Raw genomic sequence first — 13,444 nt, 5'->3', positions numbered from 1 at the left:
AACGACATTAACATATATTAGATAAAATAGCCCTTGTAATGAATCAATTATTATGAGGAGGATTCACGTGGACAGAAATGCTTTAAGAAAAGTAAAAGGCCTTATTGGATTATTAATGGTTTTTGTATTAGCATTCGTATCATTTCCGTGGAGTACATCAGTCAAGGCGGAAGAGAAAAAGCAAGAAAAGGCATCAAGTGAGAAGAAGATAGTTTTTCCAGTTGTAAGTGATGTGCATATTAAAAATAGTGGAACGGATGATACGTTTCGCTGGAAAAGAGCGATTGAACAGTTTAATACATTAGCACCAAAGCAAGATGCGTTTGTTATTGTAGGTGATTTCACAGATACAGGATCAGTGCAGCAATATGATCGTTTCATGCAAGTGTATAATGAAAATGCAAATAAAGATGCAGTGCGAATGAATTCTCTCGGTAACCATGATTATTGGAACGGTTTATCCGTAGAGGGTGCACAGAAGCGTTTCTTAGAAAAAACAGGTATGGAATCAATTTATTATCATAAGGTGGTAAAAGGTTATCACTTCCTTGTTATGTCTCCAGAGAATGGAACAACACATGGTTATTATTCGGACAAGCAAATTAATTGGTTAAAAGAAGAAATGGCAAAAGCACAAAAAGATGATCCAGAAAAACCGATTTTTGTATTTTTACATCAACATATTAAAGATACAGTGTATGGTAGTCAGGAATGGGGAACACAAGATAGCGCAAAAATTAATGCAGTGTTAAAAGAATATCCACAAGTTATTACGTTTTCAGGTCATTCACATTATCCGTTAGATGATCCGAGATCGATACATCAAAAAGACTTTACATCAGTTGGTACATCTTCAGTAAGTTATATGGAAGTTGAAGGTGGTAAAGTACAAGGGAATATCCCGCCAGGAGCTAGTACGTTAAGCCAAGGTTTATTAGTAGAAGTAGATGAAGAAGAAGTGACGATTAATCGCCGTGATTTCCATACGAATTCTTGGACAGGCGAGCCTTGGAAAATTAAATTACCAGCAAAGAAAGAAACATTTACACATGTAGAAGATCGTGATAAAGAAAAGCCTTACTTTGCTAAAGATGCAAAGCTTGCTGTATCAAATGTAACAGAAAATGCGGCAACAGTAACATTCCCGCAAGCATTGGACAACCTCCTTGTTCACTCTTACCGTGTGCAGGCTAGAGATAAGCAAACGGGTGAAATAAAAAATAAATTGTTAGCATTCTCAGAGTTTTATCGTGATCCAGTGCCGAAAGATCTTACGTTTACGCTTGCAGGGTTAGATGGCGGGAAAGCATATACACTTGAAGTAGTTGCGATTGATTCATTTGGCAATGAAACCGCACAGCCGTTAACTGCGGAAATTACTACGAAAAAAGATAATATTGACCCGAATGTGAAAGTACCAAAAGCTGATGTTTTCGATGTAAACTTTGCAGATGGTACATTTAAAGACAATTCACCATTTGGTACAAAAGGTGATGTGAAGGGCAATGTGACTATTGAATATGATAAAGCATTGAAGAAGAATGTTATGAAGTTAAACGGAAAAGCAAATACATTTGGATACCTTCCATTTTCAGCAGCACAAAAAGAGAAAATAGTAAATACGTTTACATTAGAAACTGTATTTTCAATGAATGAAATTCGCGGACAAGGTATTTTGCAAAATACAGAGAGCGGCGGAATTGGATTTGAGTCTACAGGAAGTGGATATGTTGAATTATGGGCTCACATTGGAGGTAGCTATAAACGTGTTGGTGTTCAATTAGAAGCGAACAAAACGTATCATTTAACAGGAACGTATAACGGAAGCGAATTGGCAATTTACGTAGATGGTAAAAAAGTAAATAGTCAGCCAGCTCAAGGAAAAGTTTATAACCCGAACGTACCATTTGCATTTGGAGCGGATCCTGATAGTAACGGAAATGGTGGTATTCCGTTAAATGGACAAATCGCGTTAGCAAAATTATATAGTAAAGCTTTAAGTTCTTCAGAAGTATTAGCATCATACAATGAGTTTTCTAACCGTACGAAGTTAGAGCAAGTAAATGCGTTATTTGAAGAGCTTGGAAAAGTAAAAGAAGTGTTAGTTAGTACGTATGAATTTGGTGATAAGCCAGGTCAATATTCAAAGGAAGCCTTTCAAGAATTAGAGAAAAGCTATAACATTGCAAAGCAAGCATTTGAAAATGTAGGAAGTACTGGGGAACAAATTATTCAAACATATACCGAATTAAAATCAGCTAATGTAACATTCGTACAATCTAAAGTAGTAGAACAACCGAAAACACCGAAAGAAAAATTACAAATCAATATTGAATCTGCAAAAGTAGTAGTGAAAAAAGCGCAAGATGCAAATGTAACGGACGGTTCAGTGAAATCATTGCAACAAAAAATTACAGTTGCAGAAGCTGTATTACAAGATGTGCAAGTAAAAGATGCACAGGTAGAAACGATGAATCGTACATTAGAGTATGCGATTTCACTTGTTGAAAAAAGTATGAACAAATAAGAGAGAAGAAAAGAAGCTTATCATGATAGGCTTCTTTTTTGTTATACTAAAAGTAGCATAGAAAGAAGGAGCGAATAATTTGGAACAGAAAAAGCTAAAAAGAATTCTTGAATATGTATGGATCGCGGTTGTGCTCCTTGTAGGATATTATTTATTAAAAGATAAAAGTATTTGGGTTTTATTCTTAATGACGTTTTTATTAGCAGGATTAGGAACGTTATTTATTAACTTCTTCTTTGATAGTTTGAATGCCTGGAAGAAGAAAAAGAAGGGGACGAAGTAAAGGAGGGAATATATGCAAAAGTGGAAGCTCATATATCAGGTGATTATTTTCTTAGTGCTTGTGGGTATTGGAATGATCAAATACTCGACACCAATAGGAAATTGGGCATGGTTTACAGCTTGCATCGGCATATTTTTCATTTTACAATCGTTAACGAAAAAATATAATAGTACAGAAAGATAGCTCGCCGTTTTATCGGCGAGCTATTTTGTTATGCTTTTTTCTGTTCATCATTTGTTTTTTCAATAGCTAAATGACTATGCTTTCTAGAGTAGAAGAAATAGAAGCATAAGCCGACTATAAGCCAAACTGCAAAGCTAATCCATGTTGTTTTAGACAAATTGATCATTAAATATAAGCAGCAAAGAATCGCAACAACTGGTAATACAGGTACGAAAGGTGTACGGAATCCGCGTTTTAAATCAGGGTGTGTTTTTCGTAAAATAAGTACTGCGCAGCAAACGAATGTAAAGGCTGTTAATGTGCCGATGTTTACTAAATTCGCTAGCAAATGTAAGTCTAAAAGGCCTGCTAATAAAGCAGCAACAACGCCAGTAATCCACGTATTTAATAAAGGGATTTTTACTCTTTTATTTACACGTGCTAACGCTTTTGGAAGTAGACCGTCACGGCTCATTGCATACGAAACGCGAACTTGTCCATACATAACGACTAAGAGGACGGTTGTCATTCCAGTCATCGCTCCAACAGCGAGTAGTCCTGCAATTGTATCCTCACCAACGAAATGCAATGCAAATGCAACTGGATCAGAAACGTCTAATTGCGTATAAGGAACCATACCTGTTAAAACGAAAGATACAATCATATATAAAACAGTACAAATAAGAAGAGAACCGATAATACCAATTGGTAAATCACGCTGCGGTTTTTTCGTTTCTTCTGCAGCGGTTGCGATTGCATCAAAGCCTAAAAAGGCGAAGAATACAGTGGCAGCTCCAGTAATAATACCGTCGTATCCGAACGGAATGAAAGGTGTCCAATTTTCAGGTTTTACATATTTCGCACCTGCTACAATAAAGGCGATAATAACAGCTAACTTGATAAGAACCATAATATTATTAATGCGTGCGCTTTCACGTATACCGAAGCTTAAAAGACCAGTAATGAGTAGTAAAATACAAACAGCTGGTAGATCGATAAGACCACCTTTTCCTACGCCAGGGGCCGAGGCGATTATGGCGGGCAGATGGACGTTAAATCCTTGTAGTAAAGATTGTAAATAACCAGACCAACCGACAGCTACTGCCGCGACTGCAAGTAAATATTCGAGCATTAAACACCAGCCGACGATGAAGGCGACGACTTCTCCGACTGTCATGTATGCGTAAGTATACACACTTCCTGAGACAGGAATAGAAGAAGCGAATTCGGCATAACAAAAGGCTACACAAGCACAAGTAAATGCAGCAATAAGGAATGATAGCATAATACCAGGACCAGAATGTTTCGCTGCGACAATACCTGTTAATACAAAGATCCCTGTCCCAATTACGGCGCCAATTCCTAAAAACGTTAAATCAAGTGCAGTTAATGTTCTATTTAACTGCCGTGGTGATTCAGTACTAAGCGCTTTTTTTCGTAATAATGACTTCACTTTGGACTCTCCCCCCGTTTTCATTTCCATAACTGCGAATATAGTAGGAGCCCACTAGAAAAGGTATGTAAGTAAATGGAGGTACAGTTATGGTATGTAGTTTTTTAAAATTGCTGGATTAATCTTAATATAATTCAGAATATTTTGTCAAATAAAAATGTGACAAATAAAATGCGAATGAATAGGGGAAACTACTGGCAGGAAGGGACGAGGGTTAATAATCTACTTTGGATGGAGAACCCCCACCATTAAAGTTAAAGTAGGAGCAGATGCTATGTTATTTTATTTTGAACTTGTCGTCATTTTACTTTGTACGAAATTAGCTGGTGACATTAGTGTGAGACTTGGTCAGCCTTCTGTACTTGGTAAGTTAATTGTCGGTATTATTATCGGTCCGGCTGTACTCGGTATTATTAATAGTTCTGAACTGATTGATGAACTGAGTGAGATTGGTGTTTTGTTACTTATGTTTATGGCGGGACTTGAAACGGATTTAGAAGAGTTAAATCGGAATTTGAAATCGTCATTTGCAGTAGCGGCTGGTGGAATTATTTTTCCTTTCATCGGTGGTTATGTAACAGGATTGCTGTTTGGATTAATACAATCCCATGCCATTTTTTTAGGGTTATTACTTTGCGCGACATCGGTTAGTATTACGGTGCAGACGCTACGTGATCTAGGAAAAATGAATACGAGAGAAAGTACAACAATTTTAGGTGCTGCCGTATTTGATGATGTCATTGTCGTTATTTTATTAGCATTTGTAATGAGTTTTTTAGGAACACAAGATGTGAATATAACACTTGTCATTGTAAAGAAAATTATTTTCTTTGTAAGTATTGTTTTTATTGCTTGGAAAGTCGTTCCTTGGATTATGAAAATGCTTGTCCCGCTTCGTGTAACAGAAGCGTTAATTAGCGCGGCTCTTATTATTTGCTTCTCTTTTTCTTATTACAGTGAAATGATGGGAATTGCAGGCATTATTGGAGCATTTGCAGCAGGAATTGCTATTTCTCAAACAGAGTATAAGCATGAGGTGGAACATAAAATTGAACCGATTGCTTATGCAATATTTGTTCCAGTATTCTTCGTAAGTATCGGAATGGAAATTACATTTCAAGGCATTGGAAGCCAGCTTTGGTTCATTATTATTATGACTCTCATTGCAATTTTCACAAAGTTAATCGGATCAGGTTTAGGAGCGAGACTGACAGGATTTAATCTCCAATCTTCTATTAGTATTGGCGCGGGGATGGTATCACGTGGTGAAGTAGCGCTTATCATCGCTGCAAATGGACTTACGGCGAATTTATTAGCGAAAGAAAATTTCACAGCGATTGTTATTGTTGTTATATTGACGACGATTATTACACCGCCACTTTTGAAGAAATATTTTGTATAGAGAGGAAGGGCTTATCTGATGTAGGTAAGCTCTTTTTTTATTCCCAAAAGCAATGATCATATAGCATGAAGGGTTTGTAATTATGGTAAAATCTATGTATGTGATATGACAAGGAGAGGGAAGTGTGAAGATTACGAAGGAGAAGGTTATCGGTGTAATCGTACTTATTGCAGTATGTATACCATTTACGGCATGGAAAGAATCAAAAGTGAAAGATTTTCCGGTTTCTATTTTTTCGGAAGAAGCAGATGGTGAGTACGGTCAGAAGCTGAAATATACTGCTTTTTTACCTGATGTTGCGATTTGGATGAACGGTTGGGAAAAGAAGTGGACAGAAGGGGAAAGAACTGTTTATCAAAAAGGGAATCGCATTGTAAATGTGTTTCATCCTCCTGGCGATGATGGTTATTACCTTCTTGAAGCAAGAGAAAATAAGTGAACGCAACCGTAAGAAGTGGAGGTTAAATAGTGAAAGCTTCAACATTACTATTTAAAATTGAAAGTAATATGGATCAATTTTCACCAGCTGAGAAGAAGGTTGCCATGTACATAATGGAGAATGCAGAGATTGTTCCGAACTTAACGACGAAAGAAGTGTCAACGAATGCAGGCGCAAGTGAGGCGAGTGTCGTTCGTTTTTGTAAGTCGATTGGGATTGGGAGCTTTAAAGCATTTAAGATAGCACTCGTTCGTGAATTAACGATTGCTGATTATAATATTAACGATTTTTCAGTGATGAATACAGAAGATGGACCGTACGATTTATTTAATAAAGTTACTTATGTGAATAAAGCTGCAATTGAGGCGAGCGTGACGGCGATAGATAAAAAAGAACTTGAAAAAGCTGCAGATCGTATTGTAAATGCCGATAAAATTATCTTTTATGGAGTAGGCGGATCAGCTACTCCGGCGATGGACGGAGCTTATAAATTTACAAGGCTCGGATTTACAGCGATGATGCTATCTGATTTTCATATGATGCTGCCGCTTGTGACGAATTTAAAAGAAGGCGATATATTTGTTGCGATTTCAACATCTGGTCGAACGAAAGATGTGCTTGAAATGGCGCAGTATGCAAAGAGACAAGGTGCAACTGTTATTGGAATTACGAAACTAGATCAATCATCACCGTTATATAAAGAAGCGGATATTCGCCTTTGTATGCCAGATGTAGAACAAGATCATCGTATTGCGAGTATTGCTTCGAGAATGACGCAATTGAATATGATCGATGCTTTATATGTGATTACTTTCAATCGAATTGGTAATAAAGTATTGAATCAATTTATGGAGACACGAGAAGAAGCGTTGCGGTTACGGAAGTTAAAGTAGAAGAAAAGATGAGGAGACTCATCTTTTTTTATCCCGCTATTTGCCGTGCAGTAAGACCCTCACTTCAAAATTCAGCGGAAGCAAAGAAAGTTAGGTGGGGATCAACTGCCCGTTAATGCCCGATTGGTGCGGGCTAATAATCAGTGGGGATGAACAAAACCCCACTGATTAAAGTTTCACTTTATGATCTTTGACAAAAATATGTCATGTTGTGAAATTTTATTTCATAAAATAAGAAAGAGTCATTGATTTTTAATTTCTTAAAGTTATAATAAAAGTGTGAAATATAATTTCAAAGAGGGTGGCAATATGTTAGAAAATTTATCGACAGAACATCGTAATGAGAAAACAATGAATTTGGATGAGATGAGCATAAAAGAAGTGTTGCAAAGTATGAATGAAGAAGATCGAACTGTTGCGTTAGCAGTTGAAAAAGAGATAGAACAAATTGAAAAGGTTGTACAGACTGTTATTAAATCTTTTGAAGAAGAGGGACGTTTAATTTACATTGGTGCTGGTACGAGTGGTCGTTTAGGTATTCTAGATGCAGTGGAATGTCCGCCGACATTTGGCACGGATGATAAAATGGTGCAAGGATTTATAGCCGGTGGATTGAAAGCGTTTACTAAAGCGGTGGAAGGTGCTGAAGATCGCGAAGAGTTAGCAGAAGAAGATTTAAAAAGTATTGGATTAAATGAGAAAGATACAGTGATTGGAATTGCTGCAAGTGGTAGAACTCCTTACGTAATTGGCGGCTTGAAATACGCACAGAGCGTAGGAGCGAGTACAGCGAGTATTTCTTGTAATAAAAATGCTGAAATAAGTAAATATGCAAAGTTAAATGTGGAAGTAGAGACAGGTGCAGAAATATTAACAGGATCAACACGTTTAAAAGCTGGTACAGCACAAAAATTAGTGTTGAATATGATTTCAACAGCTTCGATGATTGGTGTAGGAAAAGTATATAAAAACTTAATGGTAGATGTTCAATCCACAAATGAAAAGTTAGTAGAACGGTCAAAACGAATTATTGTGGAAGCAACAGGCGCTAGTTATGAAGTAGCGGCAGAGTATTATGAAAAGGCAGAACGTAACGTAAAAGCTGCCATTGTTATGGTGTTGTTGCAGTGCGAATATGGGGAAGCACTGGAGAAACTAAAATGCGCAAAAGGGTTTGTGAAGAAAGCACTATAAAATAATAGGGAGGGGGGATTCTATTATGAAGAAAGAAGAGAGAATGGCCAAGGAAATTTCGGAGCAACTTGGAGGAATAAAAAATATTCGTAGTATTGCTCATTGTATGACGAGACTACGATTAACGCTTCATGATGAAAGTAAAGTAAACATGGACCTTTTGAAAAAGGTTGAAGGTGTTATGGGTGTTATAGAAGATGAGACGCTTCAAGTTGTCGTTGGTCCAGGAACAGTAAATAAAGTAGCAGCTGAAATGGAAGGCTTAACAGGACTACGAATTGGTGAGGTAGCAGATCATCACCTTGAAGATATTGGGCAAGAGATGAAATCAGAGATTAAGAAGAAAAATAATACACCGGTGAAAAACTTTTTACGAAAAATAGGAAGTATTTTCATTCCGTTAATTCCAGGACTTGTTGCGTCAGGAATTATAAACGGGGTTGCTAACTTTGCGAAAAATGCTGGTGCTGATCCAAATGCAACGTGGTTACAAATGTTACTACTCATTGGCGGCGGTATCTTTACATTCTTAGGAATTTTAGTTGGTTGGAATACAGCGAAAGAGTTCGGTGGGACACCGGTTCTTGGGGCAATTGCTGGTATTTTAATTTTCAACCCGGCGATGGCAAACGTAAAATTGTTTGGTGAAGCATTAGTGCCTGGACGGGGCGGATTATTCGCAGTTATTTTTGCAGCATGGCTTATGGTTGTAGTGGAAAGACAAGTTCGAAAAGCAGTGCCAAATGCAGTTGATATTATTGTGACACCACTCATTACTGTATTAGTTGTAAGTATCGTAACGATGTTAGCCATTCAGCCATTAGCAGGTTTCTTATCAGATGGTATTACGAGCGGAATTAATGCGATTTTAAATATTGGCGGAGCATTTGCTGGCGCAGTACTTGCGGGAACATTTTTACCTCTCGTTATGGTCGGATTGCATCACGGTTTAACACCAATTCATATGGAATTTATTAATCAAACACACGTAACACCTTTATTACCAGTACTTGCAATGGCTGGTGCTGGCCAAGTGGGCGCAGCAATTGCGATTTATGTGAAAACAAAAAACAAACGACTTCGAAATGTAATTAAAGGTGGATTGCCAGTTGGCTTTTTAGGAATTGGTGAGCCGCTATTATACGGGGTTACATTACCACTTGGGAAACCGTTTATTACTGCTTGTTTAGGAGCGGCTGTCGGTGGTGCATTCCAAGCAGTTATGCAAACGGCTTCACTTGGAATTGGCGTATCAGGGCTATCTTTAATTCCGTTAATTGCTGACAATAAATATTTACTATATTTCTTAGGTTTAGTAATTGCATATGCTTTCGGATTTATCTTTACGTACTTCTTCGGATTTAAAGAAGAAATGGCAGAAAACATATAGAGAAAGGGATTCCTTTCTCTTTTTCTATTAATAGAAAGGGAGATTTATATGATCGGAGTTTCCATTTATCTTTCAAAAGAACGAGTAGAGAAACAAGAAGAGTGGTTAAAAGTAGCGAAGGAAAATGGGTTTACATCTATTTTTACATCACTGCACATTCCAGAAGATGATCCAAATACGTATAAAGAGTTAATTCAAATATTAGGGAGACAAGCTCTTGCACGTGAAATGGAGCTAATGGTTGATGTTTCTCCAAAATCGTTACACCATTTAGGGCTAACATATGAAAATGTGGAAGAGTTATTGAACTGGGGCATTACCGGTTTAAGAATGGATTACGGCATTGCGCCAAAAGAAATTGCAAGCGTATCTTATAAGATGAAAGTAGCTTTAAATGCGAGTACGATTACAAAATCATTTTGGAAAGAATTACTTGCAGAACATATAAGAGTAGAGAATGTAGAAGCATGGCATAATTTTTACCCGCGCCCAGAGACAGGACTAGCAAAGTCTTTCTTACAAAAACAAAATCAATATTTACAGAAGTGCGGAATAAAGACAATGGCATTTATTCCAGGAGATGCGGAAAAACGAGGGCCGTTATATGAAGGGTTACCAACGTTAGAAAAACATCGTAATATGCGCCCACTTGAAGCGTACTTAGAACTTGTTCAAGATTGTGGTGTTGATAAAGTATTGATTGGAGATATAAGCGCAAGTTTAAAAAGTATGCAAGAAGTAGCTAGTGCAAGTAGAGGGATTATTCCATTGCGTTACAAATCATTTATAACTGATAAAGAAGTATTAAAAGTGGTAGAGCAAGTGCATACAAATAGACTAGATCCGGCTCGTGATGTTATTCGATCTGTAGAATCAAGGGAAGGAAATAGAGTGGTGATAAAGCCGATGCATACAATTGTAAGAAAGAAAGGGAGTATTACAATTGATAATGAATTGTATGGTAGATATGCAGGGGAGATGCAAGTTGCCATAAATGATTTATCTGTAGATGAGAAAGTGAATGTTGTTGGAATGGTTGTAGAAGAGGACGTGTCTTTACTGCCTTATATTGGTGCTGGAAAAATGTTTCAACTTTTTCTATGCGATAGAATAAAAGCTTGAATTAGCGCTATTTTGTAAGAAAACATTATCCGTAAAACGGATAATGTTTTTTGTTTTCTTTAAAAAAGTATTTGACGAATGAAATAAAATACCGTATTGTTTTGACTTGTAAATAAAAGTTCACCATAACAAAACAAAAAGGAGAGTTCAAAATGAATCAATATATTGGGAATTTAATTATTCGTATCGTGTTAGGAGTTACGTTCTTTGCACACGGTTTAGCAAAGTTTCAATCAGGTATCGATAATGTAGCAGGGTGGTTTACAAGCATCGGTTTACCAGGTGGCCTTGCATACGGCGTAGCAACTGTAGAATTAGTTGGTGGTATATTATTAATTATCGGTTTAGGTGTACGATATGTAGGATTGTTATTCGCTCTTATTTTAGCTGGAGCTATCGTAAAGGTAAATGGAGCAGCAGGTTTATTAGGAGATGGAAAGAATCCAGGATATGAATTAGATCTTGCATTATTATCAATGGGTGCGTATTTATTCGTAGTAAAAGCAGAAGGATATGTAGATCGTTTCTTAAAAGAGAAAGTAATGAAAACGAAGTGAATTTTATTTATAAATTGTTGACTTGAAGAATTAATGTAACTATAATGATTACAACGAGTGGATTAAGAGTAAAACAATTTAAATATTTTTTTACACAATATGTAACTATGAAAGTTACATATTGTGTAAAAATAAATAAACGGGAGGAAGTAATATGCCTAAATCAAATTTAGAAATTATTAAAAGCACGTATGAAGGATCAGCTTCTTCGAATGCAAAGCATTTAGCAGAAGCCCTCTCTGAAAAAGTGGAATGGACAGAGGCAGAAGGTTTTCCGTACGGCGGAACATATAAAGGCGTAGAAGCTATAATGGAAAATGTATTTAGCCGTTTAGGATCAGAATGGGATGATTATAAAGCAAGTGTAAATACATATCATGAAGTAAACGGAAAAGATGTAATTATTGCTGAAGGTATGTATTCTGGAGTTTATAAAGAAACAGGAAAATCATTTGAAGCAGAATTTGTTCATGTATGGCAACTTGAGAACGGAAAAATCGTGAAGTTTAAGCAATATGTAGATAGTCATATTGTTAGGGAAGCGATGAAGAGATAATGCTTTTTAAATGGATCGTAGGTATATGCATTACAATTATAGTAATTTTCTCGTCTATAGTTGGCGGAAAGAAATTGCTTGCATATGTGGAAAAAGAAAATAAAAATATTCAAACCGAGCGAGCGGCAAACGAAAAAGAGAAAAAAGCTGCAGAAGAAGCTCCGCAAATTAGTGAAGGTGAAATTATTTCTACTATGCATAAAATGGTGCACCAAAAGGTAAAATCCTCTGAAAAATGGGGATTTGTAGAGATGACAAAAAAGGAAATTTCTAATGTAAAAAGAGATATTGAAAATAGTACAGGTTTTCAATATAAAATGAAGTTATTTTCTATTATAAATAGGTGGGAAAAAGGAGATTTTTCTCAAACTGTTGAGGAGCATAACTTTTTATGGAGCCTTCAAGGTGGAGATACTGGCAAGGCGACGGAACGTTTATCGCCAGAAGAGGAAAAGCAGTATATAAGAGAAATGAAGAGTAAATAAAAACATCGCCAACCTAGATGACGATGTTTTTTCATTAAGAATGTTTTCGTATTAAAGGTCTAGTTGGCTGAACGGCAACAGTTTTGAAATGAGAAAATAAATAACATCCTGTTACAACGACAACTGTCCCTAAAATTTGTATCCACGTTAATTCTTCTCCGAGGAATATGAATGCTAAAATGGCTGTGAAAATTGGATTGAAGTTTAGAAAAATACCTGATGTAGTTGCGCCTAATTTTTGTACGCCAATATTCCAAAATACCATACAAAGAACTGTCGAAATAAGCCCAGTATATAAAAGTGATGTGATGAAAGAAGTATTTATATTTGAAACAGTGAAGCTACCTATGTTGAACGGTAGTAATAAAATAACGCCGAAAATACCAGAGTACAACGTTGCCATAAGTGGTGTAGTTGTTTTTGTTGCCCATTTACTACAAACAGAATAGATTCCCCAAATACAAACTGCTGCAATCATCCATAAATCACCGCTATTAAAATGTAGTGAAAATAAAAGCGAGAAATCACCTTTTAATAGGACGAGGATGACCCCGAAGAATGAAAGAATCATGGATAGGATTTGAAGTGTATTTATTTTTTCTTTTAGAAATAATACTGAAAATAATGCGATTGAAATTGCATTCAATGTAGAGATAAGACCTACATTCGTAGCGGATGTTTTTTCTAATGCTAAAAATTGAAAGATGTTAAAAAGAGCGACTCCTGAAATTCCCATGAATATTAACGGAAGTATCGCGGTACGTGGTGGAAGGATTTTCTTTTCTTTAAACCATACCATTGGTAATAAACAAACAATCGCAATCAGCCACCTTAAACTTGTCAGTGTCATCGGTGATGCATGATCGACGAGTGATTTTCCAACGACGAAATTTCCTCCCCATAATAAGCTCGTTAGTAATAGTAAAAAGACGTAAAAATAAGGCATGATAAAATCCCCTTTTTTGTAATCAATACTAATTG

The 13,444-nt window shown here is 36.4% G+C and carries 14 protein-coding genes; 12 read left to right on the top strand and 2 right to left on the bottom strand.

Translation table 11 applies throughout. The features are described from left to right. Positions 1–67 precede the first annotated feature (67 nt). The 3 genes from ACQGS6_RS15115 to ACQGS6_RS15105 all read left to right on the top strand — a co-directional run bounded on the left by ACQGS6_RS15115 (position 68) and on the right by ACQGS6_RS15105 (position 2,993). On the top strand, positions 68–2,527 hold the full coding sequence (locus ACQGS6_RS15115; protein WP_025966910.1) for a LamG-like jellyroll fold domain-containing protein: 2,460 nt from the start codon (positions 68–70) through the stop codon (positions 2,525–2,527). 79 nt (positions 2,528–2,606) lie between these two features. Further along, the gene (locus ACQGS6_RS15110; RefSeq protein ID WP_000435800.1) at positions 2,607–2,810 is read left to right on the top strand and encodes a hypothetical protein; all 204 of its coding nucleotides are present in this window, start codon (positions 2,607–2,609) and stop codon (positions 2,808–2,810) included. A gap of 12 nt (positions 2,811–2,822) precedes the next feature. Then, positions 2,823–2,993 carry a hypothetical protein gene (locus ACQGS6_RS15105; protein ID WP_001174850.1) on the top strand — a complete coding sequence of 57 codons (171 nt, stop codon included), beginning with the start codon at positions 2,823–2,825 and terminating at the stop codon, positions 2,991–2,993. A 28-nt stretch (positions 2,994–3,021) separates the two neighbouring features. Here ACQGS6_RS15105 and ACQGS6_RS15100 read toward each other — a convergent pair whose 3' ends face one another. Further along, positions 3,022–4,425: an amino acid permease gene (locus ACQGS6_RS15100; protein ID WP_025966911.1), complete on the bottom strand. Its 1,404-nt coding sequence runs from the start codon at positions 4,423–4,425 to the stop codon at positions 3,022–3,024. 274 nt (positions 4,426–4,699) lie between these two features. Here ACQGS6_RS15100 and ACQGS6_RS15095 point away from each other — a divergent pair, with 274 nt between their 5' ends. The 9 genes from ACQGS6_RS15095 (at position 4,700) to ACQGS6_RS15055 (ending at position 12,463) form a co-directional block, all read left to right on the top strand. After that, positions 4,700–5,827: a cation:proton antiporter gene (locus ACQGS6_RS15095; protein WP_001985966.1), complete on the top strand. Its 1,128-nt coding sequence runs from the start codon at positions 4,700–4,702 to the stop codon at positions 5,825–5,827. A gap of 124 nt (positions 5,828–5,951) precedes the next feature. Continuing rightward, a complete protein-coding gene (locus ACQGS6_RS15090; RefSeq protein ID WP_000704958.1) occupies positions 5,952–6,266 on the top strand; it encodes a hypothetical protein in 315 nt (104 codons plus the stop codon). A gap of 29 nt (positions 6,267–6,295) precedes the next feature. Beyond that, the gene (locus tag ACQGS6_RS15085; protein ID WP_000648164.1) at positions 6,296–7,159 is read left to right on the top strand and encodes a MurR/RpiR family transcriptional regulator; all 864 of its coding nucleotides are present in this window, start codon (positions 6,296–6,298) and stop codon (positions 7,157–7,159) included. A gap of 309 nt (positions 7,160–7,468) precedes the next feature. Continuing rightward, positions 7,469–8,353: an N-acetylmuramic acid 6-phosphate etherase gene (murQ, locus tag ACQGS6_RS15080; protein WP_000892344.1), complete on the top strand. Its 885-nt coding sequence runs from the start codon at positions 7,469–7,471 to the stop codon at positions 8,351–8,353. Positions 8,354–8,378: 25 nt separating this feature from the next. After that, positions 8,379–9,743 (top strand): PTS transporter subunit EIIC, encoded by a 1,365-nt coding sequence (locus tag ACQGS6_RS15075; RefSeq protein WP_000711293.1) that lies wholly within the window; start codon positions 8,379–8,381, stop codon positions 9,741–9,743. 48 nt (positions 9,744–9,791) lie between these two features. Next, positions 9,792–10,865: a DUF871 domain-containing protein gene (locus tag ACQGS6_RS15070; protein WP_074624975.1), complete on the top strand. Its 1,074-nt coding sequence runs from the start codon at positions 9,792–9,794 to the stop codon at positions 10,863–10,865. A gap of 152 nt (positions 10,866–11,017) precedes the next feature. After that, positions 11,018–11,422 carry a DoxX family protein gene (locus tag ACQGS6_RS15065; RefSeq protein ID WP_001077751.1) on the top strand — a complete coding sequence of 135 codons (405 nt, stop codon included), beginning with the start codon at positions 11,018–11,020 and terminating at the stop codon, positions 11,420–11,422. Between the two features lie 154 nt (positions 11,423–11,576). Continuing rightward, entirely contained in the window at positions 11,577–11,978 is a 402-nt protein-coding gene (locus ACQGS6_RS15060) for a nuclear transport factor 2 family protein (protein ID WP_001126689.1), read from the top strand. Beyond that, positions 11,978–12,463, top strand: a complete 486-nt coding sequence (locus ACQGS6_RS15055; protein WP_000897980.1) for a PRK06770 family protein — start codon at positions 11,978–11,980, stop codon at positions 12,461–12,463. The genes ACQGS6_RS15060 and ACQGS6_RS15055 overlap by 1 nt, the downstream gene beginning before the upstream one ends. Positions 12,464–12,497: 34 nt before the next feature. Here the strand turns inward: ACQGS6_RS15055 and ACQGS6_RS15050 are convergent, their stop codons facing one another. Beyond that, positions 12,498–13,409 carry a DMT family transporter gene (locus ACQGS6_RS15050; RefSeq protein WP_001146264.1) on the bottom strand — a complete coding sequence of 304 codons (912 nt, stop codon included), beginning with the start codon at positions 13,407–13,409 and terminating at the stop codon, positions 12,498–12,500. Between the last annotated feature and the right edge of the window lie 35 nt (positions 13,410–13,444).

This window comes from Bacillus sp. GMs2/2, assembly GCF_050172095.1.
In the GTDB taxonomy this organism is placed as follows: Bacteria; Bacillota; Bacilli; order Bacillales; family Bacillaceae_G; genus Bacillus_A; species Bacillus_A cereus.
The sequence above is the reverse complement of the archived record's forward strand: the minus strand, read 5'-3'. Positions and strand labels throughout refer to the sequence as shown.

Excerpts from the sequence above, each read along its gene's own strand:
- ACQGS6_RS15105 (WP_001174850.1), top strand. The coding sequence starts at position 2,823 with ATGCAAAAGTGGAAGCTCATATATCAGGTGATTATTTTCTTAGTGCTT.
- ACQGS6_RS15095 (WP_001985966.1), top strand. The coding sequence starts at position 4,700 with ATGTTATTTTATTTTGAACTTGTCGTCATTTTACTTTGTACGAAATTA.
- murQ (WP_000892344.1), top strand. The coding sequence starts at position 7,469 with ATGTTAGAAAATTTATCGACAGAACATCGTAATGAGAAAACAATGAAT.
- ACQGS6_RS15075 (WP_000711293.1), top strand. The coding sequence starts at position 8,379 with ATGAAGAAAGAAGAGAGAATGGCCAAGGAAATTTCGGAGCAACTTGGA.
- ACQGS6_RS15070 (WP_074624975.1), top strand. The coding sequence starts at position 9,792 with ATGATCGGAGTTTCCATTTATCTTTCAAAAGAACGAGTAGAGAAACAA.
- ACQGS6_RS15065 (WP_001077751.1), top strand. The coding sequence starts at position 11,018 with ATGAATCAATATATTGGGAATTTAATTATTCGTATCGTGTTAGGAGTT.
- ACQGS6_RS15060 (WP_001126689.1), top strand. The coding sequence starts at position 11,577 with ATGCCTAAATCAAATTTAGAAATTATTAAAAGCACGTATGAAGGATCA.
- ACQGS6_RS15055 (WP_000897980.1), top strand. The coding sequence starts at position 11,978 with ATGCTTTTTAAATGGATCGTAGGTATATGCATTACAATTATAGTAATT.
- ACQGS6_RS15050 (WP_001146264.1), bottom strand. The coding sequence starts at position 13,409 with ATGCCTTATTTTTACGTCTTTTTACTATTACTAACGAGCTTATTATGG.